This is a genomic window from Aureibaculum koreense (assembly GCF_034296135.1).
GTDB lineage: Bacteria > Bacteroidota > Bacteroidia > Flavobacteriales > Flavobacteriaceae > Aureibaculum.
Window position 1 is genome coordinate 215,928 of the sequence record NZ_JAXKVV010000001.1, and the last position, 26,478, is coordinate 242,405.

General features: G+C 34.8%; 27 protein-coding genes. 15 read left to right on the forward strand and 12 right to left on the reverse strand.

Features of this window, described 5'->3' with window-relative positions; genetic code table 11:
• The first annotated feature begins 23 nt into the window (after positions 1-23).
• Positions 24-521, forward strand: a complete 498-nt coding sequence (locus UMM65_RS01080) for a TonB-dependent receptor (RefSeq protein WP_321974606.1) — start codon at positions 24-26, stop codon at positions 519-521.
• Positions 522-844: 323 nt separating this feature from the next.
• Here UMM65_RS01080 and UMM65_RS01085 read toward each other — a convergent pair whose 3' ends face one another.
• Together UMM65_RS01085 and UMM65_RS01090 are read right to left on the reverse strand one after the other, a co-directional pair.
• Complete coding sequence (locus UMM65_RS01085; RefSeq protein WP_321974607.1) at positions 845-1,870, reverse strand: threonine aldolase family protein; 1,026 nt, start codon at positions 1,868-1,870, stop codon at positions 845-847.
• Positions 1,871-1,971: 101 nt separating this feature from the next.
• The gene (locus UMM65_RS01090) at positions 1,972-4,371 is read right to left on the reverse strand and encodes a zinc-dependent metalloprotease (protein WP_321974608.1); all 2,400 of its coding nucleotides are present in this window, start codon (positions 4,369-4,371) and stop codon (positions 1,972-1,974) included.
• 283 nt (positions 4,372-4,654) lie between these two features.
• On the opposite strand from UMM65_RS01090, the gene prfB reads away from it, so the two are divergent.
• From prfB to UMM65_RS01110, 4 genes are all read left to right on the forward strand, one after another.
• Entirely contained in the window at positions 4,655-5,746 is a 1,092-nt protein-coding gene (gene prfB, locus UMM65_RS01095) for a peptide chain release factor 2 (RefSeq protein ID WP_321974609.1), read from the forward strand.
• A 264-nt stretch (positions 5,747-6,010) separates the two neighbouring features.
• Entirely contained in the window at positions 6,011-6,709 is a 699-nt protein-coding gene (locus tag UMM65_RS01100; RefSeq protein WP_321974610.1) for a transposase, read from the forward strand.
• A 19-nt stretch (positions 6,710-6,728) separates the two neighbouring features.
• Positions 6,729-8,564, forward strand: coding sequence for a family 43 glycosylhydrolase (locus UMM65_RS01105; RefSeq protein ID WP_321974611.1), 1,836 nt, complete (start codon positions 6,729-6,731; stop codon positions 8,562-8,564).
• Positions 8,565-8,573: 9 nt separating this feature from the next.
• Entirely contained in the window at positions 8,574-9,191 is a 618-nt protein-coding gene (locus tag UMM65_RS01110) for an HAD family hydrolase (protein ID WP_321974612.1), read from the forward strand.
• Here the strand turns inward: UMM65_RS01110 and UMM65_RS01115 are convergent.
• Genes UMM65_RS01115 through pdxR form a run of 10 tightly spaced genes read right to left on the reverse strand, consistent with a single transcriptional unit; the run spans position 9,169 to position 20,254 of the window.
• The gene (locus tag UMM65_RS01115; protein ID WP_321974613.1) at positions 9,169-10,023 is read right to left on the reverse strand and encodes a 5-oxoprolinase subunit C family protein; all 855 of its coding nucleotides are present in this window, start codon (positions 10,021-10,023) and stop codon (positions 9,169-9,171) included. The genes UMM65_RS01110 and UMM65_RS01115 overlap by 23 nt on opposite strands.
• Complete coding sequence (gene pxpB, locus UMM65_RS01120; protein WP_321974614.1) at positions 10,020-10,748, reverse strand: 5-oxoprolinase subunit PxpB; 729 nt, start codon at positions 10,746-10,748, stop codon at positions 10,020-10,022. The genes UMM65_RS01115 and pxpB overlap by 4 nt, the downstream gene beginning before the upstream one ends.
• Entirely contained in the window at positions 10,749-11,489 is a 741-nt protein-coding gene (gene pxpA / locus UMM65_RS01125) for a 5-oxoprolinase subunit PxpA (RefSeq protein ID WP_321974615.1), read from the reverse strand. It abuts the gene before it with no gap.
• 5 nt (positions 11,490-11,494) lie between these two features.
• Positions 11,495-12,721, reverse strand: coding sequence for an Nramp family divalent metal transporter (locus tag UMM65_RS01130; protein WP_321974616.1), 1,227 nt, complete (start codon positions 12,719-12,721; stop codon positions 11,495-11,497).
• On the reverse strand, positions 12,714-13,829 hold the full coding sequence (locus tag UMM65_RS01135) for a DUF2891 domain-containing protein (protein ID WP_321974617.1): 1,116 nt from the start codon (positions 13,827-13,829) through the stop codon (positions 12,714-12,716). The genes UMM65_RS01130 and UMM65_RS01135 overlap by 8 nt, the downstream gene beginning before the upstream one ends.
• Positions 13,830-13,873: 44 nt before the next feature.
• Complete coding sequence (locus tag UMM65_RS01140; RefSeq protein WP_321974618.1) at positions 13,874-14,710, reverse strand: DUF6438 domain-containing protein; 837 nt, start codon at positions 14,708-14,710, stop codon at positions 13,874-13,876.
• A 41-nt stretch (positions 14,711-14,751) separates the two neighbouring features.
• Positions 14,752-16,290: a YifB family Mg chelatase-like AAA ATPase gene (locus tag UMM65_RS01145; protein ID WP_321974619.1), complete on the reverse strand. Its 1,539-nt coding sequence runs from the start codon at positions 16,288-16,290 to the stop codon at positions 14,752-14,754.
• The gene (locus UMM65_RS01150) at positions 16,280-17,410 is read right to left on the reverse strand and encodes a 1-acyl-sn-glycerol-3-phosphate acyltransferase (RefSeq protein ID WP_321974621.1); all 1,131 of its coding nucleotides are present in this window, start codon (positions 17,408-17,410) and stop codon (positions 16,280-16,282) included. The genes UMM65_RS01145 and UMM65_RS01150 overlap by 11 nt, the downstream gene beginning before the upstream one ends.
• A gap of 37 nt (positions 17,411-17,447) precedes the next feature.
• A complete protein-coding gene (gene flxY, locus UMM65_RS01155) occupies positions 17,448-18,734 on the reverse strand; it encodes a flexirubin biosynthesis putative acyl-CoA ligase FlxY (protein WP_321974622.1) in 1,287 nt (428 codons plus the stop codon).
• Positions 18,735-18,772: 38 nt separating this feature from the next.
• Positions 18,773-20,254 carry a MocR-like pyridoxine biosynthesis transcription factor PdxR gene (gene pdxR, locus UMM65_RS01160; RefSeq protein ID WP_321974623.1) on the reverse strand — a complete coding sequence of 494 codons (1,482 nt, stop codon included), beginning with the start codon at positions 20,252-20,254 and terminating at the stop codon, positions 18,773-18,775.
• A gap of 80 nt (positions 20,255-20,334) precedes the next feature.
• On the opposite strand from pdxR, the gene UMM65_RS01165 reads away from it, so the two are divergent.
• From UMM65_RS01165 to UMM65_RS01210, 10 genes are all read left to right on the forward strand, one after another.
• On the forward strand, positions 20,335-20,853 hold the full coding sequence (locus UMM65_RS01165; RefSeq protein WP_321974624.1) for a DinB family protein: 519 nt from the start codon (positions 20,335-20,337) through the stop codon (positions 20,851-20,853).
• Positions 20,850-21,410: a GNAT family N-acetyltransferase gene (locus UMM65_RS01170; RefSeq protein WP_321974625.1), complete on the forward strand. Its 561-nt coding sequence runs from the start codon at positions 20,850-20,852 to the stop codon at positions 21,408-21,410. The genes UMM65_RS01165 and UMM65_RS01170 overlap by 4 nt, the downstream gene beginning before the upstream one ends.
• Positions 21,411-21,466: 56 nt before the next feature.
• The gene (locus UMM65_RS01175; protein WP_321974626.1) at positions 21,467-21,919 is read left to right on the forward strand and encodes a pyridoxamine 5'-phosphate oxidase family protein; all 453 of its coding nucleotides are present in this window, start codon (positions 21,467-21,469) and stop codon (positions 21,917-21,919) included.
• A 12-nt stretch (positions 21,920-21,931) separates the two neighbouring features.
• The gene (locus tag UMM65_RS01180; protein ID WP_321974627.1) at positions 21,932-22,222 is read left to right on the forward strand and encodes a DUF1272 domain-containing protein; all 291 of its coding nucleotides are present in this window, start codon (positions 21,932-21,934) and stop codon (positions 22,220-22,222) included.
• Positions 22,223-22,292: 70 nt separating this feature from the next.
• The gene (locus UMM65_RS01185; protein WP_321974628.1) at positions 22,293-22,469 is read left to right on the forward strand and encodes a hypothetical protein; all 177 of its coding nucleotides are present in this window, start codon (positions 22,293-22,295) and stop codon (positions 22,467-22,469) included.
• Positions 22,462-22,998, forward strand: a complete 537-nt coding sequence (locus tag UMM65_RS01190) for a GNAT family N-acetyltransferase (protein WP_321974630.1) — start codon at positions 22,462-22,464, stop codon at positions 22,996-22,998. The genes UMM65_RS01185 and UMM65_RS01190 overlap by 8 nt, the downstream gene beginning before the upstream one ends.
• 57 nt (positions 22,999-23,055) lie before the next feature.
• The gene (locus UMM65_RS01195; protein WP_321974631.1) at positions 23,056-23,718 is read left to right on the forward strand and encodes a pyridoxamine 5'-phosphate oxidase family protein; all 663 of its coding nucleotides are present in this window, start codon (positions 23,056-23,058) and stop codon (positions 23,716-23,718) included.
• A gap of 3 nt (positions 23,719-23,721) precedes the next feature.
• On the forward strand, positions 23,722-24,219 hold the full coding sequence (locus UMM65_RS01200) for a GNAT family N-acetyltransferase (protein ID WP_321974632.1): 498 nt from the start codon (positions 23,722-23,724) through the stop codon (positions 24,217-24,219).
• 253 nt (positions 24,220-24,472) lie between these two features.
• Positions 24,473-25,270 (forward strand): AAA family ATPase, encoded by a 798-nt coding sequence (locus UMM65_RS01205; RefSeq protein ID WP_321974633.1) that lies wholly within the window; start codon positions 24,473-24,475, stop codon positions 25,268-25,270.
• Entirely contained in the window at positions 25,267-26,451 is a 1,185-nt protein-coding gene (locus UMM65_RS01210) for an ATP-dependent nuclease (RefSeq protein ID WP_415859540.1), read from the forward strand. The genes UMM65_RS01205 and UMM65_RS01210 overlap by 4 nt, the downstream gene beginning before the upstream one ends.
• Positions 26,452-26,478: the final 27 nt, after the last annotated feature.

Genomic DNA, 26,478 nt, shown 5'->3' on the forward strand with positions numbered 1-26,478 from the left:
TCGTAAAAATAATTTATTTTCTTATGAAAAGGATACTCTTTACTTGTTTTCTATTAACATCGGTTTGCTTGTTTTCCCAAAATGACGATAAACCCAACTTTTGGGATAATGTGCAGTTTGGCGGTGGTTTAGGGTTGAGTTTCAGCAATAACTACACAACTATAGCTATTGCCCCGAGTGCGGTTTACAATTTTAATCAATATTTTGCTGCGGGTCCAGGACTAAGTTATTTATATGCAAAAAATAGAGATTTAAATTTAAAGTCAAATGTTTTTGGAGCGGGATTAATTACTTTATTTAACCCGATCCAAAATTTACAGCTTTCAGCTGAATACGAACATTTATTTGTCAATCAGAAACAAGGATTCGACAAATTCAGCTTTGATTATCCTGCACTCTATGCTGGTTTGGCCTATCGCGTGGGGAATTTCTCCGCAGGATTGCGATATGACATTTTGTACAATGCTGACAAAACTATTTATGCATCCGCTTTTTCACCAATTTTTAGGTTTTATTTCTGATCAAGCTCTTTTCACTACAAAATGTTTTAATTGCTAAGGATATTATAAAAATTAATACAAATACCATTTCATACGTAAATTCAACAATCTCACTCGAAAAAAAACCAACTATAAAGACCAAATCCAAAATTATATCAAAAAGGCTTGGTAACTTAAACTCTAAATTATTTTTAAAAAAATCATAACAAAGAAATACAGCAAACGTCATAGAAACAATAAAAAATAAATACTTAGTTATACTAACTTCCAAAAAGAATGTTGAGCAAATCCATATAAGCAAACTTATAAAAACATAGGCATATTTTGTAAATTTCATTGTCATACTAAAACTTTAAATCAGCGAATTTATTTATTAGTCTATCAACTATTTGGGCAGTTATATCCAAATGAAAAACCATCCGTAATTTACCTTCTCCCATTCCCGTAATTAATATATTTTCTTTTTCCAATCTATTGACAAAGTCCACATCATCAATATCATCATTGGTATAAAAAATAATAATATTGGTTTCTACTGGCTCTACTTTTTTGATGTATTCGGCAGCCACAAGGGCAGCCGCTACTCGTTTGGCATTTTTATGATCTTCGTCTAAACGCTCCACATGATTATCTAAAGCATAAATACCAGCTGCGGCTAAATAACCAACTTGCCGCATACCGCCACCCATGGTTTTTCTGTAACGTAAGGCTTTCTGAATATGTTCTTTTGAACCCAACAACAACGAACCTATAGGACAACCTAAGCCTTTAGATAAACAAATTGAAATCGTGTCAAACAATTCTCCATATTGCTCGGGTTGTTCATTTTTTGCTACTAAAGCATTGAACAATCTAGCTCCATCCAAATGAAAAGCCAAGTCGTTCTCTTTACAGACTTGTCTTATTTTTTTGAGTTCTTCAATATCCCAACACGCACCACCCGCTTTATTTGCTGTATTTTCAACGGTTACTAAGGTTGTAATTGCTTGATGGATATCATCTCTATTACTTATGTTTTCTAATATTTGCTTAGCGGTAAACATTCCTCTATCCCCATCAATTAATTTACAGGACACGCCCGAATTAAACGCCGGTCCTCCGCCTTCATAATTATACACATGACTCCATTTATCGCATATAATTTGTTCTCCAGGTTGGGTATGGATTTTTATGGCGACTTGATTTACCATTGTTCCCGAAGGAAAAAACAATGCGGCTTCCATTCCAAATAATTTAGCAACCTTTTCTTGTAATTTATTTACCGTAGGGTCTGCATTAAAAACATCATCACCAACTTCGGCACTAAACATAGCTTCAAGCATACCTTTGGTTGATTTGGTAACAGTATCGGATAATAGGTTTATGGTCATTGTTGGGCTGTTTGTGGTTTATGGTTTTTCTGTACAGAGTTCAAGATTCCTAGTTCGATGTTTAAAAACTCTGAACTCATAACTACGAACTCATAACTACTTTACTCCATCCCAATAGGTGAACCATCAGGAATTTTTGGAGCATCAATTCTTTTGAAATCTAAAGGGTTCTTTTTAAATTTTTGAATATTATTGATAAGCTGTGTGTTTACCATTTTTTGCATTTCATCTGATTTTGCTGAGCTTAACCAACTTTCTATTTCACTAAGTTTAGCATTTACAATAGCGGTAACTTGTGGATAATTATCCACATCCGACGCTAATCCAAATAGTTGGTTCAACACTTGGGCATTAACTACATTTTGCAATTCCTGATGATAGCTATTTTTATATTGTATTTTAAAAGAATTATCAATTACTGCATCAATCACCTCTACTAACCCCAATTGACTATCATCTAAACTTTTATGTTGAACTAATCTCGAAGCCCTCTGTGGATGAAATAAAAAACTCAAAGTCATTTCTGATGCCGTTTCTACCGCTGCGAAAGGATCAAATGCTACACCATTTTTACTTTTAAATGATTCTCTACTTCTTCCGTAGCCCATAGCTCTTGGCGGAAATAAATCCAATAATTTTTCGGGTATGGCAAGGTGTTGGACATCTATAGTTTTTAATAAATTTTTTAAAGCTTTACGTTCGGTATTTCCATCTATTCTTTTGACAATTTGTTCATTACCATTTTTAATAGCATAACTATAATCTAACCCTCCAATCATTTTAGCAGCAGCCTCTGTCTGATAACGATGAAAGAAATACAACGGCACAAAAACATCTTCTAAGACAGAATATGGCTCATCTGATTTTATATTATCTTTAGAAAAATTATCAATTGCTTTTTTCCGTATTACCAACACTTCTTCCAGTTCATTGGCGGGATTTATTCCATTATCCCATAAATGAGCATAGGCATGTGCACTTCCAGCGGGACGAGCATCTTGATTAGAAATATAACGCAACCCATTCATAAAAGCATTGTTTAAAATTTGAGGCAACATCAAATCTTCGTTTTGATGTTGTGGAAAATCTTGATAAGAATAAGCGACCGTAACTTTATCCCAATCACCAATACCAACGGCATACGCATCGGAAAAATCAATTTTGCCGTCTTTTAACTTTATTTGGGGATGCGGATAATCCATGACCGAAGCCCTATTATTGGCACTAGCCGCAAAATTATGAGCAAAACCAATAGTGTGTCCTACCTCATGGGCTGAAAGTTGTCGGATTCTTGCCAGTGCCATTTCTAACGCAAAATTATCATCTGTATCATTATTAGCATAAGGAGCTTGCAGGGCTTGGGCAATTAAAAAGTCTTGACGGATTCGTAAAGAACCCAAGCTCACATGCCCTTTTAAAATTTCACCAGTACGTGGGTCGGAAATACTACCGCCATAGCTCCAACCTCTTGTGGAACGGTGTACCCATTGTATCACATTATAACGTAAATCCAGCGGATCTGCACCTTCGGGTAACATTTTAACCTGAAAAGCATCTTTATATCCAATAGCTTCAAATGCGTGATTCCACCACCTTGCACCTTCCAATAAGGCAGAACGCACAGGTTCTGGTGCACCTCTATCTAAATAATAAACTATTGGCTCTTTAGCTTCACTTACAGCGGCATTTGGGTCTTTTTTCTCTAAACGATGACGATAAATAAATCGTTTCATTATGGACTGATTTACTGGCGTAGCATAATCCATATAACTCATGGGATAGGACCCAGAACGCGGATCGTATTTTCTAGGTTTGTAATCATCATCAGGCAATTCCACAAAAGAATGGTGCTGACCGACTGTAACAGATGAAGAATTCGGAGTAACACTTCTGATATTGTATCCCTTAGCTTTTCCTTTAAACGTGAGCATTACATCAAATTCTACATTTTTTGGAAAGGCTTTGGTACGTTCCAGATTAAAAGCACTACGACTTTTATCAAGACTATAGTTTCCTTGATTATTGCCTTCCAATCTATTTGCTACACCATGAGCGTCACGCATTAAAAAATCAGTAGCATCTACCAAATAAGTATTGTTTTTTTGCTCTTTAATTACAAAACCATGCAAAACTGATTTTGCAAAAGCTTCTTCAATGGATTTTCGTTCGTCCTCATTATCCGTTATCGCTCTATACGATTGATTGGGTTGAATCAATAAAATTTTGTTCCCCGCTTTTTTAAACTTCACCACAACGCCATCACCCAGTTGTCCTCTATCCAAACCAATATCATTTGAACCTATGCCCTCTGATAATGCATTTACATAAAGCAGTTCTATATCTAATTTATCAATTTCTAGGTATATTTTATCTTCACTTTCATCATAGTAAAAGTTAATGTATCCGTTGAATTTCGTTACACTTTTATTGTCTTTAAAGAATTGTGAATGTCCTAGTTGGAAAAAAAATAGAAATAGAAAGGCTAATGTTAGTTTTTTCATATCGTTAGAATGTGATTAACCCCGAAAGGGTTTAAACCCTTTCGGGGTTAAATTCATTGGCATAAAACTAAGAAATAAGTCCGACAATTTCAACACATACTAATTTTAGTTTATTTTTGCGATAAAGGAATTTATTAATGCAGTTTAATTTAAATTTTAAAGAGCTAAATTTTAAAATTCCTCTATTTTACCTCACCCAGAACTTCATAAAGAAGTTCTGACCTCTTTCAAGGAGAGGTATATTTGAAACCCTGATGAAATTATCAGGGAATATTAAAAAAGTATGATTACACAAGATACCATAAAAGATATTGACGAGCGAATTGGTAAGCTAAAAGGCTATCTACATATCGATCAAAAGTTGATTGAAATTAACAATGAAGAAGAAAAAGCATCCAATCCCGATTTTTGGAACAATCCAAGGGAAGCAGAAGTTTTGATGAAATCTTTACGTGAAAAGAAGAAATGGGTTGAAGATTATAATACGTTGATTACCAATAACGAAGAGCTTCAAATTTTATATGATTTTTATAAAGATGGTGAATCATCTCAAGAGGAAATTATGAAAACCTTCCGTAAAACCAACAACCTTTTGGAGAGTTTAGAATTTAAAAATATGCTTTCCGATGAAGGTGACAACCTAAGTGCTGTACTACAAATTACAGCAGGTGCTGGTGGAACTGAAAGCTGTGACTGGGCAGCCATGTTGATGAGAATGTATTTAATGTGGAGCGAAAAACAAGGTTTTAAGGTTAAAGAACTCAACCTACAAGATGGTGATGTTGCTGGAATTAAAACAGTAACCTTAGAAATTGATGGCGACTATGCTTTTGGCTATTTAAAAGGAGAAAATGGAGTACACAGGTTGGTTAGAATTTCCCCTTTTGATAGTAATGCCAAACGGCACACCTCGTTTGTTTCTGTGTATGTATATCCTTTGGCGGACGATAGCATTGAGATTGATATTAATCCCGCAGATATTTCGTGGGATTTTGCCCGATCTAGCGGTGCCGGTGGGCAAAATGTGAATAAAGTGGAGACCAAAGCCATTTTAACGCACCACCCTACGGGAATAGTAATCCATAATTCCGAAACGCGTTCGCAATTAGAGAATCGAGAAAAGGCCATGGTAATGTTGAAGTCGCAATTGTATGAACTAGAACTACAAAAACAACGTGAAAAACGCGACGAAATAGAATCCAATAAAATGAAAATTGATTTCGGTTCGCAAATAAGAAATTACGTAATGCACCCTTACAAATTGGTAAAAGACGTACGCACAAGTCATGAAACTGTTAATGTTGATGCCGTAATGGATGGTGATTTGGATGGTTTTATCAAGGCGTATTTGATGGCAGCGGGGCAAAACCAGTAGGGTGCGACCCTCGTGGTCGCCCGAACCTTAAACCAAAACCAATTAGCCCGATAATAATTCAAATTAAATAACGGAAAATAAAAATATTTAAAAAGGCGACCACATGGATCGTATAAACAAATAGCAAAAAGGCGACCACGAGGGTCGAATAAAAAAATAGCAAAAAGGCGACCACGAGGGTCGAATAAAAAAATAGCAAAAAGGCGACCACGAGGGTCGAATAAAAAAATAGCAAAAAGGCGACCACGAGGGTCGCCACAACGGATGAAACGAATTCGAAAAATACATAATCGAAAAAACATCAGATTAAAAGGTTATGATTACGCCCAAGAAGGATTTTATTTCATTACGACATGCAGTTATAATCGGAAATTATTATTTGGTGATATTTCAGAAGGCAAGATGGAATTGAACGATGCAGGAAAAATGATTGAAAATGAATGGCTGGCGTTACCAGAACGTTTTAAAAATATAATTTTACACGAATTCGTTGTAATGCCTAATCATTTTCATGGAATATTGGAAATCGTAGGGGCAACCCCCGCGGTCGGCCTAATCCAACAACAGGAACAAAACCAAGAACAAGACCAAAACCCAGACGGTAAAATCAAAATAAACAACGGTAACAATCAGGGTATTATTCAGAATGATATCAAAGATAATGAAAATGAATACAGTAAAGGAAATAGCGATTTTTACAAAAAGGGTAAATTTAAAAAAGGGCGACAAGGGTTCGCCCCAACAGGTAAAAAATTAGGGGAAATGATTGGGGCCTTTCTCTCTATAACAACAGTAAAATATATAAATGGGGTAAAATCAAGCAATTGGAAACGATTTGAAAAAAAATTATGGCAAAGAAATTACTGGGAACACATTATTCGGAATGACAAATCGTATCAAAACATATCCAACTATATCAAAAATAATCCCACAAAATGGGATGAAGATAGACTTAAAAATTAGCCGCAAACTGTTATCAATTATGAAAAATATATATCTGACCCTTGTCATAACACTATTTTTAATCTCATGCTCTAAATCAGAACAAAAACAAGAAACTACTGAAAACAAGGTATCAGAAACTAAAAAGAACTTCAAGACCTATTGTAATCCACTTGATATAGATTACACGTATATGTCGCATTATAGGGCCAAGAACAATGTTTCCTACCGTTCGGGTGCTGACCCTGCCATTGTCAATTTTAAGGGTAAATATTACCTTTTTGTTACTAGATCACATGGCTATTGGGTTTCTGATGATATGAGCAACTGGAGATTTATCAGACCTCAAAGTTGGTATTTTAACGGCTCCAATGCTCCTGCCGCAGCAGTTCATGGCGATAAAATAATTTTATTGGGCGATCCATCAGGACGCGGAGCAGTAATCGAAACCAGCAATCCCGAATTGGGCGACTGGACAACCAATTATGCCGTAATCAACGTAAAAGGCGGGGTGCAAGACCCTAATATATTTGTAGATGACGACGGTAAAGTTTATCTTTATGAAGAATCCTCTAACAAATGGCCAATCAGAGGAATAGAATTGGACGCTAAAAATTATTATATCCCCATTGGCGAGCAAACGGACTTGTTTAATTTGAATCCCGAAAAGAATGGCTGGGAACGTTTTGGACAAGACCACAACTCCGATTTAAAACCGTTTATCGAAGGGCCATGGATGATGAAACATAATGACACTTACTATTTAGAATATGGAGCCCCAGGCACACAATGGAACGTATATGCCGATGGGGTTTACACGAGCAAAAACCCATTTGGCCCATTTGAATACGCACCCTACAACCCAATAGCCTATAAACCTGGCGGTTTCTTAAAAGGATCGGGACATGGTAGTACGGTAAAAGATAATAATGGTAATTATTGGCACTACTCCACAATGGCAATTTCGGTAAATTTTAAATTTGAACGAAGATTAGGAATGTATCCCGCGGGTTTTGAAGATAATGGACAAATGTATGTAAATACTGCCTATGGCGATTATCCGCACTATTTGCCTAACACCGAAGTTGAACAACATAAAAACAGGTTTACGGGTTGGATGCTGTTATCTTATAACAAACCGGTTAAGACAAATTCGGGCATTGTTGAAAAAGAGGTAAATGTAGTTGATGAAAGTGAAGGCGGTTATATGCAGGAACAGATCAAAGACTTTAATATCAACAAGATAAACGATGAAGAAATCCGCTCCTATTGGGTGTCAGAATCCAATAACGACTCTATTTATGTAGAAATAGATTTAGAAAAACCAATGGACATTAAAGCTATTCAAATCAATTTTCAGGACTTTAACAGCACCGTTTTCGGTCGTCACGATACAATTAGGCAACAATTTATGATAGAATCGTCCCTTAATGGAAAAACTTGGCAAACGATGGTTGATTATTCGAAAAATCAAAAAGATATTCCACATGCCTATATCGAATTAGAAGAGTCCGTGGAAGCAAGGTATATTCGCTATAATCACGTGCATTGCTCAAACAAATACTTGGCAATTTCAGAATTTAGGGTATTTGGCAAAGGAAAGGAAGCCCCTCCCACAAGTCCGGAAAATTTTAAAGCGATTCGCCAAGAAGACCGAAGAAATACGAATTTAACTTGGGATGCAGTTCCAGATGCAACGGGCTATGTCGTGTATTGGGGAATCACCAAAGATAAGCTGAACTTATCGGTGCTACTTTACGACAAACCCAATTACGAATTACGGGCGTTGACTACAGATCAAAGCTATTATTATCAAGTTGAGGCGTTTAACGAAAACGGCATTTCAGAAAAAAGTGAAATTCTATTTACAGAATAATTTAAAGTTATGAATAAAATTGACACCATTATCTTCGATTTAGGAGGTGTTCTAATTGATTGGAATCCAAAATATGTGTATCGTGAGGTTTTTAATGGCGATGAAGAAAAAGTAGATTGGTTTTTGAATGAAATCTGCACCATGGAATGGAATATGGAACATGATGCGGGCCGTCTCCTTAAAGACGGTACGGAACTTTTAGTAAAACAATATCCACAATATGAAGAATGGATCCGCATTTACTACAACAGATGGGCAGACATGTTAGGTGGGCCAATTGAAGACACCGTAGCCCTCTTGAATAAACTCAAAGAAGATAATATCTACAACTTGTACGCTTTGACCAATTGGAGTGCAGAATTGTTTCCTGTAGCTTTAGAACGCTATGATTTTTTGCAACATTTTCAGGATATTGTGGTTTCAGGTACAGAAAAAACCAGAAAACCGTTTGCCAAAATCTACGAAATTATCTTAGAACGCAACGCCATAATACCAAAAAGAGCTGTTTTTATTGATGATAACAGAGATAATGTTGAAGCTGCGAAAAGATTAGGCATACATGGGCTTCATTTCAAATCAGCTCGTCAATTAAAGGCTGAACTTATTAATCTTGGGATTCAAGTTTAAATTGAATTTTATCTCCAGTAGTTTTTTGTGCTAACCTACTAATAGCCGTTTCACTAAGCTGAAGTACTCTTGGATAACCTCCCGTAACCTGGCAATCTCGCATCAAAACAATCAACCTTCCCGAAGGTGTTAACTGTACCGTTCCTGGCAAAACTGCTGAGGTCAGCATAGATGGCAATTCATTTTCAATTAACCCTTCTAAGCGATAACCCATTCTGTTATTATCATTAGAAATATTGAAAACAACGGTTCTTAGTTGTGTTTTTTGCTTAAAACTTAGCAATTCATATTCCGGTCCGGGATATGCCAGCAGGATTTTATCTGTAAAATGTTCTTGGTCATGTTTTACCAAAGCATTTTTTAAACTTTTACTTTCTATAAAATTACTTATTTGTAAATAGTCATCTTTTTTTAATATCGTTTGCGATGTTATTCCATTATAAAGACTTCGGCTTCCTAGAACTTTTGGCGTTTGAAAACCTCCTTTAACGGCAAGATAGGCACGGACACCAAATACTGGTTTTTCAAAACTGAGTACATCATTTTTCTTTAACAAAAGTGCCTTGTTTAAGTCAATGGAATTCTCATTTATTTTTGGTGATAAATTTGCTCCAGAAATGCAAATAACCGTTTGCTTTTCAAATAATAAGGTAAGTTTACCTAAAGCAATTTCCAATAAGGAATCATTATCATTATTCCCAATAATCTGGTTTGCTAATTGTGCCGAATATCGATCCATCACTCCAGAACACGGCACCCCTTTATCGGCATAACCAAAACGGCCCATATCTTGAACCGTGGTATAAAATCCAGGTGACAAAACCTTAATCATAATTCTGATTTTTTGAGTTTAAAAGACCCTCTTGAAATTTTGGATTCAATTTGATTGTAAGTACTCATATCAATGGGTATGAATTTAATTTCATCACCTGATTTTGCAAAACAGGGTTCATCCGAACCGCTATTAAAAAAAGAAATTGGCGATTTTCCGATAATATGCCATCCACCGGCACTAATTGAAGGGTATATACCTGTTTGGATTCCGCCAATAGCAACAGACCCTTTTTCTACACGCAATCTTGGGTTAGATTTTCTTGGAATATGTAGTTTTTTATCCAGTCCACCTAAATATAAAAACCCAGGTAAAAATCCGATAAAATATACGGTATAAATTGCGGAGGAATGAAGGCTTATTATTTCGTTGTATGTCAAATCATTTTCTGACTCCAATTCCTCTAAATCAATGCCAAATTTTTTGTCGTAGCAGACGGGAATATCCCATCTGTAATTTTGTACAGATTCCTTTGAAATTTCTTGTTCATATAACGATTTTAAGGCCAAAATATCGTCATAGATAATATTTATAGTATGATGATAAATAATTGTTATCGAGGAATATGTATTGATTATATCAACTATTTGTTTAGCATTATTTTTAATAATTTTATTTTTGAACAAAACGACATCATTCAGTATATTTTTGTCAATTTTAGATGGCCATTCTATCAGAATTGCACTTTTGCCATAGAATTTATATGTTAATCTATACCCACTCATCTAGGCAATATTAATTCCGAAATTAGGTAGTTTTCTTGAGAGGTAATTTAATATTCTTAAAGCATTGGGATTGTCACCATGAACACAAAACGTTTTTGCCTTTATGGCAATCTTTTTTCCATCAATGGTTTTAACGTTATGTTTAGTAATCATTCTTAGCAAATGTTTCAACACTTTCTTGGGGTCAGTGATAATAGCTTTAGGTTCCGACCTAGAAACCAATGTTAGATCGGCATTGTAATTTCTATCGATAAATGCCTCAAAACGCACTCTCAAATCTTGTTTTAATGCCATTTCTGCCAGTACCGATCGGAAAGGTGCATATAACCATACATCTTTTGTAGTATTTTTAACAGCGTCAATAACGCATTGAGCAGTTTCAGCGTCAACAGCAGCTTTGTTATAAAGAGCACCATGAGCTTTTACATGATTCATCGTGGCCACCGATCTTCTCAGTTCGTTTTGTACAGTATTGATTTGTTCTTCGAGACTTTTTTGCAATTCATCAAGCGGTATATCCATTTCTTTCCTGCCAAAATTGGTTTTGTCGGGATAAGAAGGGTGAGCCCCAATATGCACACGGTTTAACAGTGCCAGCTCAATGGTTTTGCTTATTGTCATACTATCTCCAGCGTGACCTCCACAAGCAATACTGCAAGAGCTGATTAGCGGCATTATTGTCAGTTCATTATCTATCCCCTCGCCCACATCACAATTTACGTCTATGGAAAATAAATTCATATTGATTATATTAGTTCAAACACCTTAAAGATACTCTTTAATCCTAAAAAGATGGTTACCGCTAAGATAATAAATCCGATGGCATTTTGAAGTTTGGTATTCTTAAATTTACCCAATACAGATTTTTTGTTCATTATCCATAACAAAAATCCTGCAATTACGGGCAGTAGCATCCCATTTGCAGCTTGGGCAAATTTGATTATTTCTATGGGTTTTATCCCCAAAGAAGAGAATAACACGCCTAAAAACAAAATAAACATCCAAACGGCTCTAAATTTGGAGGACTTTAACTCTGTTTTCCAACCTAAACATCCCGTGGCAACATAAGCCGCCGCTAATGCTGCGGTTATAGTACTTGTTATACCTGCCGCAAACAGCCCTAATGCCAAAAAGTACTTTGCATAACTTCCAAATAAAGGCTCAAGCCCCATTGCCAAATCGGCAGCACTGGTTACTTGTTGATTTTGAATGGCCGCGGCCGAAATAATTATACACATAGACACTAACCCTCCTAACACAACTGCAATAATTGTGTCTTTTCTGGCATATTTTAAATCGGAGTGTTGATTCCATTTCTCTTTGACCAAGCTAGCGTGCAAAAAGAGATTGTAAGGCACTACAGTTGTTCCTATTAATCCTACAATGGTTAAAATGCTTTCTTTCGGTGTAGTAGGGATAAACATACCTTTGGCTATTGCAATTAGATCGGGTTTGGTCAATATTGCGGTTATCAAAAAAGAAATACTCATCAAGATTACCAAAGTAACCAATGCTTTTTCCAGCACTTTGTAATTGCCCAAGTACAATAAAGCAAAAGCGACAAAACCGATAATTAGACTTAAGATATTAATGTTTAAACTCCCAATTTCAATACTGTGATTTTTAAAAACGGTCTCTAAGCCCAATACACTACCGCTAATATTCCCCGCTTCATAAGCGGCATTGCCAATAACTATAGCGGACAAGACGAGTATAATAATCAATTTTCTAAAGAATGGATGTTTAATTTCCGTTCTAATAATTTCTGAAAGTCCTCTTTGTGTGATGATGCCCAATCTGGCGGACATTTCTTGCAGAATGATTGTGGCAATAATGGATAAAGCCATTGCCCATAGTAAAGCATAACCAAAATTTACACCTGCTATGGTGCACAACGTTACCGTACCTGGACCTATAAATGCCGCCGCAACTAAAGGTCCTGGTCCAATGTTTTTAAACCAATTTTTAATCACTTGATATAGAATTTAAGGCATAAATCGCAAAACTTCCTAACCAGTGGCCACCTTCGTAGCTATCACCTACAATATTCGGCAAAGAATTGTTAATATGTTGATTGGCTACATTTTTCAAATGATTGTATTCTGGTAAGTTTTCAGCAATTTTATTCAAACTCCAAGCCCTTGAAAAATTAACACCATCCAAATGTACCAATTTACCATCGCTTCTGTCAGAAACCTCGCCAACTGCCAAAGTAAAATTCTCGTCAGATAATTGAGGAAGAAACTTTGTTATCCAACTTTTAAACTCGGTTGTGGGCAATACCCGTTTCATCAAGGCAGCTTCTTCCAAACAGGGTGATAAGAAGTCAAAACCACTAGGCTCCCAAGAAATGGGACACTCAGCATCATTTAAATAAAAGTCTTTAGCACGTTTTTCAATCAAAACTTTTAATTGAGTATGGTTTAAGGTGATGGCATAATCGTAGGCAAATGAAAGTCCAAATGCGGTATTGGTATGCTCACCAACACGGATGGGATAATTTAATTTCGGTAAAAATTCCAGATATTTCTGTACGATCAAGTCTGTTAAGGGCTGTAAGTTACTTTCCAATTCTCGTGCGGCTTCATCATTCCAAGTATGGAGTTCTTCAGCTAATTTTAATAACCAGGCCCAACCATAGGTACGTTCGTATGATTTGTTATGTTCACCATCAAAATAAGCTACTTCGGTTAAAATATTTTGTTTGGAGATATTTTTAAGCAGTGTTTCCTTGATTTCCTTACTGCTTTTGAGTTCGGGAAATTGTTTTAACAAACTCACTAAGCTCCAATGGCCATGAACGGATGAATGCCAATCAAAACAGCCATAAAAAGCAGGATGTAAAGTTTTTGGTGTTTTTAAATCTTCGTCACCACCAATAGTTTGATTTAATTTATTCGGGTATTCAACCTCAATACAACCAAAGGGCAATGTTGCTAAACGATTGGCTTCTACTAAATTTAATTGAGGTATTGGTGCCATATTTATTGCAACATCAGAAGGTAGCGTCTCTTCTTTATTTTCTGCTTTTTTACAGCCCAACACAAGTAAAAAGAAAACCAGTACATATAAACTCCTCATTTTATAATATTTAGAGGTAAATGTACAATTTATTTTTAAAAAGTTTATTGTGATATCTTATACATGACCAATTTTGATTTCTCAAAATCATGACTTTCTTCAGCTTCTTTTAATTCCGCTTTCTTATCTATATTTAATAAAAAGTCGGATAGTTTATCCAACACCGGATGTTGGTCATTTGTATTGATTTCAATTTTATCGCCATCAAAAGTCTCAACAATATACGTGTATCTTGGTGTATCGTTTCGTTTTGATTTCTGCTCCCAATTTTTATCGATTGAATATAATTGACTTCTATTTAAAATCTTTTTGAGTTCATAGATACCTTCTTTTGACAATTTTCCAATAAAATCACCCTGTGCTTCAGTGTAATTTTTACCGCGATAATAGACGGTACCATCTATGTCAATCTGAACAGACATTGACGGACAAGTACCAAAACAAGTAGAAGAATGAAAAGTTAACTTTTTAAAATTAACTTTATCTAACAGTTTGCCTCTGTTATAAAAAATATATTGTTTTTCCTTGGTAAGTGCATTGACATCTAGTTTATTAAAATTAGCCTGTTCCTTTTCCGTTACAGGAACAATTACTAATCTATTCTTATTAATTTCCTTGATTCTAAATTTGAATTCTTCAGTTTTAAAATCTCCCGCTAATCTATAATTGATTTTAAAAGAGAGGCTTTTATTATCAAGATCAAATAAAACCTCTTGTTTTATATTATCAAAATTATAAACTGCCGCGTCATTATCGAACCGTAAGTAGTTTAGGTCTTTATTGATCCACTCCGTTCCGGTCAACAAATCTTTACTGGCCTTAGATTGAGCATTCACTGAAATCACCACTGATAATATCAGTAATAAAATTAAATTTTTCATTTTAGTAGGGGTTGTGTATTATTAATCAAATTTAATAAAAATTATCCTAACCAACCTTCTCTATCCAAACTTCTGTATTGAATAGCTTCTGAAATATGATCAGGTTTTATGGTTTCAGAATTATCTAAATCGGCCACTGTTCTGGCTACTTTTAAAATCCTGTCATAGGCTCTGGCGGAGAGGTTTAAACTTTCCATCGCTGTTTTTAATAAAGACGTTGAAGCCTCGTCTAGCTTACAAAATTTTCTGATTTGTTTTACGTTCATTTGTGCATTATAATGCACATTGGCATTGTCTTCGAACCTTATTGTCTGCAAATGCCGTGCCATGGTAACACGTTCTCTAATCACTTTACTCGCTTCTCCTTTTCGTTCTTCGGATAGTTTTTCAAAAGGCACAGGCTGCACTTCTATATGAATATCAATTCTGTCCAACAACGGACCCGATACTTTACTTAAATAGCGTTGCATTTCTGTTGGTGAGGAAGTTACGTGACCAGGTGTATCATTAAAATAGCCACTCGGACTTGGATTCATACTTGCTACCAACATAAAACTACTGGGATAGGTTACCGTAAATTTAGCTCTCGAAATAGTCACTTCCCTATCCTCCAACGGTTGACGCATTACCTCTAAAACAGTTCGTTTAAATTCTGGTAATTCGTCTAAAAAAAGCACTCCGTTATGTGATAAGGATATTTCTCCCGGTTGCGGATAAGCACCTCCTCCTACCAAAGCCACATCACTAATGGTATGGTGTGGTGAACGAAAAGGTCGTTGCCCCATAAGCCCAGAATTTGCTCTAATTCTACCAACTACAGAATGGATTTTGGTCGTTTCCAAAGCCTCTTGCAAAGTCATCGGAGGTAAAATACTCGGTAATCTTTTGGCTAACATAGTTTTACCCGAACCTGGCGGGCCAATCAATATAATATTATGACCGCCGGCTGCGGCAATTTCCATACATCTTTTGATGGATTCCTGCCCTTTTACATCCGAAAAATCAAATTCTGGATGCTCTAAATTATCGTAAAATTCCTTTTTGGTATCTACAATCGTGGGGGCTAAGGTAGAATTACCCTCAAAAAAATCAATAACTTCCTTAATATTCTCAACACCATAAACTTCTAAACCATCCACAATGGCCGCTTCTTTGGCATTTTGTTTGGGCAAGATAAAGCCTTTGAATCCTTCTTCTTTGGCCTTAATGGCAATAGGCAACACTCCTTTTATCGGTTGTAAACTTCCATCCAACGAAAGTTCGCCCATAATCAAATACTCAGAAATAGTGTCTCCCTTAATTTGTGAAGACGCATTTAAAATACCAATGGCCAAGGTTAAATCATACGCAGAACCTTCTTTACGCATATCGGCCGGAGCCATATTTATCGTAATCTTTTTACCGGGTATGCTATAACCATTATTCTGTAAAGCAGCCGCAATTCTAAAATTGCTTTCCTTAACCGCATTATCGGGCAAACCGACTAGATGATATCCTATGCCTTTATCAATATTGACCTCAACGGTAATGGTAGTAGCTTCTACACCAAAAACGGCACTTCCATAAACTTTAGTTAACATGTCCTTGCTTATTTATAACGGGATTGGCGTACATCTTAAGTAACCGCTCTTGAATATCGGCATCATCACTTTGCTCTTGTACGTAATTCTTAAAATCAACTAAATTCTTTGGGGTGTAAAAATCTACAAATAGATTGGTGCTGTGTAACAAATCGTATGCTATATAATTGGTTTTAAAAAGTTTATAATTTTTATAGACCAGTCTGTCCATTTCATCAGCAATGGCTATAATAGTAGATTTTACATCATCAGAAAAATCAATATTATTAACGTTTAACTTCTCAAAATGCAAACTTACATCGCCTTTGGGTTCTTCAATACCTTTTAGTATGCTATTGATATTTTCGTATTTAGATTTTTTATAAACACCAAGTTCCTCTTTGGTTTGCAATTCAATTGCTTTTTCTACAGCACAAGGTTCATATTCGTAAGAAACCGAAGAAATTACTATTTGTAAATCTTTTACTGATTGCTTTAGGTCTTTACCACCACTCATCAATAGCATTTTTACCAGTCCTGGAAAGGTTTTATCGTTACCGTCTTTTGTTCTTCCATTGCCCTGGGCAATCCATGAAGATACTTTTTTATGGGTAATGGAATACCTTAAATAGGCCGATAAATTCTTTGCATTTTGCAACAGTTCCACCCGAGTGCCAGATCTAAAAACCGTGTACATATTATTCAACTTTGCTACACGTTCCATTACGGGATTTACAATCAGATTATCTCCCAACGAAATTTCCGTAAACGGATAACCTCTGTGGTACAACGTATATTGCAGCAAACCTGAATCCAGAAAAATATCACGGTGGTTAGAAATGTAAAGATTATTACCAGTTTCAGCAACATCTTCTAAACCAGAAATATATAAGTTGTTGATTGAGCTTTCAATCAACGAGCGAATCATCGGCTCAATAAAATTAACCTGAAAATCGGCACATGTATTACATTTTTTTAGTTTATAAACAATTTCATCATCGGACCAATCGGGATAAATGTATTGTACGCCTTTTTTAAATTGATCGCTGGTAGTTAACCATTGCAACGCGGCATTAATCTGTTGTTGATTGTATGGAGCAATGGTTTCAAAAATGGTAGCAATTTCTTTAGTTATTGTCATGTTTTAAAAATATGGCATTCCATAAGAATATGCAAAATTATCTTTTATCAATAAATAAAACGGGCTTTCGACTGTTTTTTGGAAATTTAAGTTTGTTAATTACTTCAATATCATGGATTTCTATAGCGGGAAGTACTCTTAACTTGGCACGACAATGATCTTTAATTTGTTGTAGAATTTTATCGGATTTAGACAATGTGCCTATTTTTATGAGAATTTCGTCCGTACCGATGCTGTTATGTGAAATTTCAATGATATAATTTTCTATGGCATCAAAGTCGTTGAGCAGATCGTACAAGGCTGGTGGATATAAGGTAGTCCCTTTATACTTTACCATTTGCTTTTTACGGCCCATAACGGGACTCAATCGCATGGTATTTCTACCACAAGTACAAGTTTCGGTATGTTTTCTGACAATATCTCCTGTTTTAAAACGTAATAAGGGCATAGCTTCCACACCTAAGGTTGTGATGGTGAGTTCGCCATATTCATTTTGGTTAACAGGTTGGTTATTGTCATCTAAAATTTCAACAATTATGAGCTCAGGATGATGGTGACCGCCGTGTTGTTCGGTACATTCCGTAAATGCCGTACTCATTTCGGTGGAAGCATAGGTAGAAAACAAGTCTATGTTCCACTTTGACGTTATTTTATTGGCCAATAGGTTTAAGGAGAAATCATCATTACGCAGGGCTTCGCCTATGCAAATTACCCCTTTTACGCTTGAAGCATTATAATCGATGTTATTTTGCTCGGCATAATCTATGAGTTTGAGTAAAAATGATGGTACGGCAATTAAGTAAGTAGGACTAAATTTTAAGATAGAATCCCATTGCAATTCAGGAATGCCCGCTCCTACCCTAATAATACTAGCCCCGAGTTTTCTTACTCCTAAAAAATATGCCAGACCCGCTACAAAACGCCTATCCATTGTAGTCATTAGCTGAACGGTATCATGTTTGGTAACACCGGCACAGGCAAAAGAAATGGCTTCGTTATAGGCCAATCTATCTAAATCGGCATCGGTTAGGGCAAAAGTTACAGGACTCCCCATGGTGCCAGACGTAGTTACATAATCTACAATTTTACTTTTGGATACGCATAAAAAATCATCGTTATGGAGCTGTAAATCGTCTTTGGTGGTAACAGGTAGTTGGGTTAAATCTTGTAAAGTGTTAATGTTTGAAATATTTATATTATGCTGTTGAAACACTTCTTGATAATAAGCAGAATGAGCGTTAAGATACCCCAAAAGGTCTTTTAGTTTACCCTCTTGAAAACGTTTTATGTCAGATGTAGCTTGTTGTTCTATTTCAGGAATCATGCAATGCAAATGTAAGATGGCTAAAGTAAGAAAAAGTTTTAGCAGTTTTTAATTTCATCTATTGTTTTCTTTAATCTGCTTATCAATTCATAAATTTCATCTTCGTTATAGGTTGCAAAACCAATCCTTATACAATTGTGTGCTAAGTTGGCATTATCATAGCGTTGCCAAGCTCCAATTTCCAATTTGTACTTTCTAGCTACTTCAACAATAGTTGCCCAAGAGTGATTTGAATTCAACTTTATCCAAACTGCCATCCCTCCTTTTGGAACTTCAAATTGAAAAACACTGCCCAATTCTTCTTTTAACAGTTTACAAAACAAATTTCGTCGTTGCTTGTAAATTTTTATCACCTTTCTAATATGCCTATCTAAATCGCCAGATTTTATAAAATCTGCAAACGTCAATTCCAATAACGCATCTCCTTGCCTATCTACAACACCTCTTAGCTTAGCCGCTTCATCTACAAATTCTTTTGAAGCAATTAAATAACCAATTCTAAAAACCGGAGCAACCGATTTACAAACAGAACCAATGTAAATTACGTTTCCGTTGGTATCATGACTCGCCAATGGCAAAATTGGAGCATGATTGTAATTGAAATCGTAATCGTAATCATCTTCAATAATGGCGAAATTGTATTGCTTTGCGAGGTTTAACAAATGAATTCTTCTTTTTGCAGAAAGGGTTACCGTTGTTGGATGATGGTGATGGGAAGTTACATAAACTGCTTTTATCGGCTTTCGCTTACATAACTTTTCAATTTCGTCAGTTACCAAACCGTTTTTATCTACCAACACGCGTTCTAGGTTTGCCCCTTGCATTAAAAAAGTAGCATCTGCAGCAGTATAATTAGTGTCTCCCACAATTATAACATCTTCATTTTGAAGCAATAACTGAGAGGATAACCAAATTCCCATTTGACTGCCACGTGTAATCAATACATTATCTTTTGTAATGTGCAAACCTCTGGTTGCATTCAAATAATCAACTAAAACGGCTCGCAACATATCGTTACCATAAGTAGAACCATACGATACATGTTCAAACACCTTTTTTTTAGAACAAATTCTTCTGTAGGTTCTTGCAATTTCATCTATGGGTGTTAATCTTCCATCCGAAATTCCATCATTCAAATAAATAACGTCATCCCTGCTTTTTGTAGGTTTTTCAGGAAAAACACTGTTCTTGTAAAAAGAAAATCCAGCAGTTTTCTTTAACCCAATACCATCAGCGTCGTATAACTTTTGACGTTGCAACACGGGTAAATTGCTAAGCACAAAAGTTCCCTTTTTTGGAATACTTTCTACCCAACCTTGTAACAATAACTCGTCATAACAAGCTACAATTGTTTTTCTATGCACGTTTAACTGTTCTGCCAACGTTCTACTGCCAGGAAGTTTGGTATTGGCTGTTAAGGTTTGATTTTTAATCAATTGAATAATTTGATTTGATAGTTGTAAATACAAGGCCTGGTTGCATTTTCTATCAAATTGAATACTGGTTTTATAGGGAAACATCTGGACTATTATTAATTTTTATTCTGGACGATTATAAGAGTCCATAAATATACTATTTTTGAATTATAAAAGCAGAACAAATGACAAAACTAGATTTAAACCCATCAGAATTTGACGACTATTATTCAAGATATATCAATAAGTTATCTGACGTGACGAAACTTAGAAAAGGTTTTGAAATTGGTGAAATCACACTCATTGACTTTTTTAAATCCATTCCAGAAGAGAAATTAACGTATCGGTATCAACCCGAAAAATGGAGTGTAAAAGAAATACTACAACACTTAATTGATACAGAACGTATTTTTATGTATCGCTGTTTTAGAATTGCCAGACGAGATACAACGGCTTTGGCGGGATATGATCAAAACATATACATTAAACCATCTGAAGCTAATACGAAGTCACTAGACAGTTTATTGAATGAATTTACGATAAATCGCAACCATTCAATTGCATTACTGAATAGCTTAACTGATGAAGATTTATCCTTTATAGGAAATGCTAACGGTGGGGCGATGTCTGCAAGAGCGGCTGCCTTTATAATTTTGGGCCATGATATTTGGCATATGGAAGTTATTCAGAATAATTATTTATGAGACACGGTACATTAACAACAAGCAGAAAGAAAATGATGGAATTTAAACCCCATAGCATTGAATTCGCAGCAGCATTTGCGAAACTGAAGAATGTTCCAGAAATACTGGATAATGGATATGATAAAACACCAAATCCGTACACAGAAAAAGACGCTATTGAATTTATAAATAAAGAAATTGGAAAAAAACCAGCAGAGCGATTTCTAATTTATTGGAATAATGAAGTAGCAGGAGAAATAGGAATTACATTAAAGGATGATGTTTTTCGCCTAACCGCGGAAATCGGATATTTTATTTCTAAAAAATTCTGGGGAAAAGGATTGGCTACGCAAGCAGTCAAGAAAATGACGGAGTATACATTTAGTCATTTTGATGTTGTACGAATAGTTGCAGGGGTTTTTGATTTTAATACCTCTTCCATGAAAGTATTAGAGAAAAATGGCTTTTACTTAGAAAGTGTCCGAAAAAATGCCGTCCTAAAAAATGGAAAAATTATTGACGATTATATCTGGGTGAAATTAAAAGAGAGTGGTCAAAATAATACTGGTATGAATTAAAGAATAGGTTAGAAATTAGACCAAATTATCTGCATTAACAACTATATACTACAAAAATGAAACTAACAACAGAAAATAAAGCGTATATCACCAAAAGTGTACTATGCTGGTTGGCAACGGCATCGCCTGAAAACGTGCCAAATGTCTCACCAAAAGAGATTTTTAACTATTACGGTTCAGATAAAATAATTGTTGCCAATATCGCTTCGCCACAAACGGTTCGGAATATAAACCAGAACGAAAATGTCTGTATAAGTTTTATCGACATTTTGGTTCAGAAGGGGTTTCAAATCAAAGGAAAAGCAAAGATCATTAATAAAATGAATGCTGAGTTTTGGGAAATGGAAAAAATATTGACCGAAATGACGGGTGGGAATTTTCCATTTCCTACTATTACCCAAATTACAGTAGAACAGGTTAAGCCCATTATTGCACCCAGCTATATTTATTATCCTGAAACCACAGAGGCCGCACAAATTGAAAGTGCAAAAAAAGCATACGGAATTTAAAACAAAAAAACGATGTTAGAAATAAGACCCAATTGCGAACATTGCAACAAAGCGTTGCCAAACAAGGCAACCGATGCCATGATATGCTCCTTTGAATGCACCTATTGTAAAACATGTGCAATTGAAATCTTTAAAAATGTATGCCCTAGCTGTTCAGGGAATTTTGTGGAACGTCCTATTAGACCAAAAAAAGAAGTAGAAAAATATCCCGCTTCAATAAAACCGATTTTTAAACCAAAGGACTTAGAAAAAGCCAAACTAAATTCGGATAAATATGCAACCATTCCTCCAGAAAAAAGATAAACTATGAACGCTTTTTTAATTGATAGTGTAGGTTACGGTGCATTAATTATTAATTATTAATTTATATTCAATGTCCACCAAAGGTGAATATAAGCTACGGTTAATCTCGTTAATCGCTAATATAGGCTATATCTTTTATGGTGTATTGCTTGGTGCAGCACCCATAATTGTAGGCTGTACTATTGCCGTATTACTGCATGGGTATCATCTAAGAAGACTGCGATTAAATAAACCCAACAATGATTAAAATAAAATTAGCTACAGCAGCAGATACAACCGTTTTAGCACTGTTGGGGCGACTCACATGGGCCGAATCTCATGGGCATTATGTAGAAAATAAAAACAATCTATTAAAATACCTAGATTCGAATTTTTCAGTTTCTAAAACAAAACAGGAAATAAACAATCCTAAAAACCTTTTCTATATTATGTATGTAGATGATTTACCTGTGGGTTATGCAAAATTAATACTAAACGCAAAAAACGAAAATGTGGCCTCTCAAAACAATTGTCGCCTTGAACGAATTTTTATTCAAAATGAATTTATACCCTTAAAAATTGGAAAACAATTGCTAACTTTTGTTGAAACGGAAGCGAAAGCCTTACAATTAGATACCATGTGGCTTACCGTTTATATAAAAAACAACAGGGCCATTAGATTCTATGAAAAAAATGAATTTAAAAACGTTGGAGCATTAAATTTTATAGTCAATGGTGCGGCCTATGAAAATATAGTTTTCTCAAAAAATATAAAAAAGATAAATGAATTCGTTTAACCTTTTTTTGGTTTAAGTGAAAATTAGAAAAATTTTAGCAACTTAAAAAAGTTCAATATGCAAGAGTATTCAAAATCCAAACTAAATAGAGTAAAGCGTGGTCAAAATAGAGCTACTTACGATGTAGCAAAAATCAACACCATTTTAGATGCTGGTTTTATAGGCTATGTAAGTTATGTATATAAAGGCGGAGCCATTACACTGCCTATGGCTTACGGCAGAAAAGACAACAAAATTTATTTGCATGGCTCTCAAGCCAATAGAATGTTATTGGCTTTATTGGAAGCAAAAGAAATGAGTATGACCGTGATGCATTTAGATGCCTTGGTATTGGCACGTTCTGGCTTACACCATTCTGTAAATTATCGTTCTGCAACGTTATTTGGTGCTGTAAAAAAAATAGAAGACCCAAAAGAAAAAGAAAAAGCTCTATTTTGTTTTATGGAACATATGATGAAAGGCAGATGGGACGGCATTAGACCCATGCACCCCCAAGAACTAGAAAGAACTTTAGTTGTAGAAATGACCATTGAAACCGCTTCGGCTAAAATTAGAGATGTAGGTGTTGGTGATGAACCTGAAGATTATAGTTTAGACATTTGGGCGGGGTTGGTCCCTTTAAAACAAGTTGCTGAATACCCAATTCCAGATAAAGGGTTGCCACAGCAACTGGAAATACCGAAACATGTATTGGATTATTATGAACAGCATAAAGATTAACCTATGAAAATTAAACTCCGTGCCATGTCTAAAGAAGATTGGCCACAAGTAGTACAAATTTATACAGAAGGTATTGCCACTGGCAATGCTACCTTTCAGCAAGACGTACCCACCTACTTGGAATGGGATAACAACCACCTGAAAAATTGTAGAATAGTGGCTTTAGTTGAAAATGAGGTTGTGGGTTGGGCTGCCTTATCTCCAGTTTCTGGAAGGTGTGTGTATGCAGGCGTAGCAGAAGTAAGCGTCTATGTTTCTGGCAACTTTCGTGGCCACAACATTGGGGAACAACTACTAAAACAACTCATTACAGCAAGTGAAAAGGAAAAATTATGGACCTTAGAGGCGGGAATTTTTCCAGAAAATTTGGCGAGTAGTAAACTTCATAAAAAGCTCGGATTTAGAACCGTGGGCTACCGCGAAAAGATTGGGCAACTAAACGGCGTTTGGCGAAACGTAATACTCTTAGAAAAAAGAAGTGAACTCGTAGGAGTTTCATAGCTTAACCCTCCAAAAAAATTACTCCACGCAACATTTGTCAACCAATGTTGATAAAACTACATGTTGTAGCAAGAAATATTTATAACAATTTATTAAATTTGTATATAATTCGCTGGCAAACACTTATTTCCCCTAAGTACTTCACTTTTTAGAAATTAGATTTTGTTTTAGCAGAAATAACTTTTAATTTTAAAAGATATAATTACCATGTTGTAATGTTGTAATTCATATATCGAGCCTAAAGTGAAGAGAAATGAAATTAGAGAAAATTAGAATTGAATCATTTAAAAGTATAATTAATCAAGAAATCCAAATGAATGAAAATTGTGTTGGATTAATAGGTTTGAATGAATCAGGTAAAACTAATATATTAAAAGCTTTAAATCATCTTGATAGAAACAAAGAATTTACTTTAAGAGATAAATCTAAAATTACAAATGAATTACCTTCTATTAAATATTACTTCTCCATCAATGAACCGGAAATAAAGAGAATTACAAAGCAGCTGGAAAAAGAAATACCTAATTCAATTTCGATTGTTGGTGAATTACCTTTAATAAAAAAATTAAACTTGGAATTTATAATTGTTTCAAAGAGGCTTTCACAAAATACAGAGTCCGAATATGAAACAGAATATAATATAGAATTTGATTTTGATTACGTGCATAATGAAAAATATAAAGAATTCATATCGAATGAAGAGCTTTCCGACGCGTACACTATATCATTTAAAGAAGAAAATTATCAAGTAATTGATCATTATTTTGATATTAGCCTCGTTGAAAAAGAGCATTCAAAATATTTCAAAGATATAGAAAGTACGGTATTTCAAGATGACATAGAAAGTCTTTTAGTAAAAATCATAGAGGATCTAATACCTCATGTTAAATATTGGGAATTTAATTCGCAATATCTTGTTCCGGCAGAACTAACATATGCATCGTTCATGGAAGAGGATAATCCTTATAAAAACAATGCACCTCTTTACAATATGTTTTTAATTTCAAATGATTTAAGAATTTATGATGAAGAAGGCCTAAAATCAAAATAGCTGAATGGACTGAGGATTCAAGCACAAGAAGAAAGGATTCTAATATATTAACAAGAGATGTAAACAAACACATAAAAAGTATTTGGGAAGATTATGACCAAGAACTTAAAATCGAATTGGAAGAGACTAAAATTACGATTCACGTAAATGATCCAAATAGTTCAGTAATGAATTTTTATGACATAGGAGATAGGTCTCAAGGTTTTAAGACATTCATGTCGTTTATTCTAACCGTTTCAGCAGAGGCACAGACAGGTTTTCTTGAAAATTATTTTTTAATATTGGATGAGCCTGAGACTCATTTACACCCGAGCGGTGTTAGATATATGAAAAATGAACTCTTAAAGCTTTCCCAAAATAACAATTACGTATTTTTTGCTACACATTCTATTTTTATGATAGATAGAGGCAATCTAAAAAGGCACATCATTGTCAATAAAGAAAGTGAAAGAACAAAATTAACAACAGTTAACAGAAATAATATTTTACAAGAAGATGTTATATTTCAAGCATTAGGGACTTCAGTAGATGAATTTTCATTATCCAATTCAAACATTCTTTTTGAAGGTGAACTTGATGTAAAAATGTTTAGTTATTTTTTAGAAAAATGCTTGTCAAAAAAAGATAATAAATTAAAAGATTATGAGTTTTTAGATGGTGGTGGTACTAAGCGTATTTTGAGATTTTTCACAGATAAAACTATACCCAAGTTAACAAAATGGACAATAATTTTAGATAATGATTCTCCAGGTAGAAATTTGCCTCAAAATTTGCAAAAATGTACAATAAATGAAGTTTACAAAAATTTTAATTTTATGTATTATTCTTCTGAAATTGATTATGAATTAGAGGATATTCTACCTTTAGAATTAATAAATGAATCAATTAAAATTGCTTCTGCTGATTCAGATATTTCTTTTGAATTAAATTTAGATCAAGACAAACCAATTTCAAAAATAGTCAATGAATTTTATGGTCGTAATAATATAAACGTTAGTGAAAAAGAAATCATCGAAGAAAAGTTCAAAATTCAATTAGATTTGGAAATAACTAAACATTTAAATACAATTTCAAAAGAAACTAGTATTAGCTCTAGATTAGAAAAATATAAAGCGTTATTTCCAGATTACTTTACTTTTTTGAAAGGTGTTTTATTAGAATTTGGAATAGAAATAAACTAAGCCAAATAATGCCATTGTACATATCGA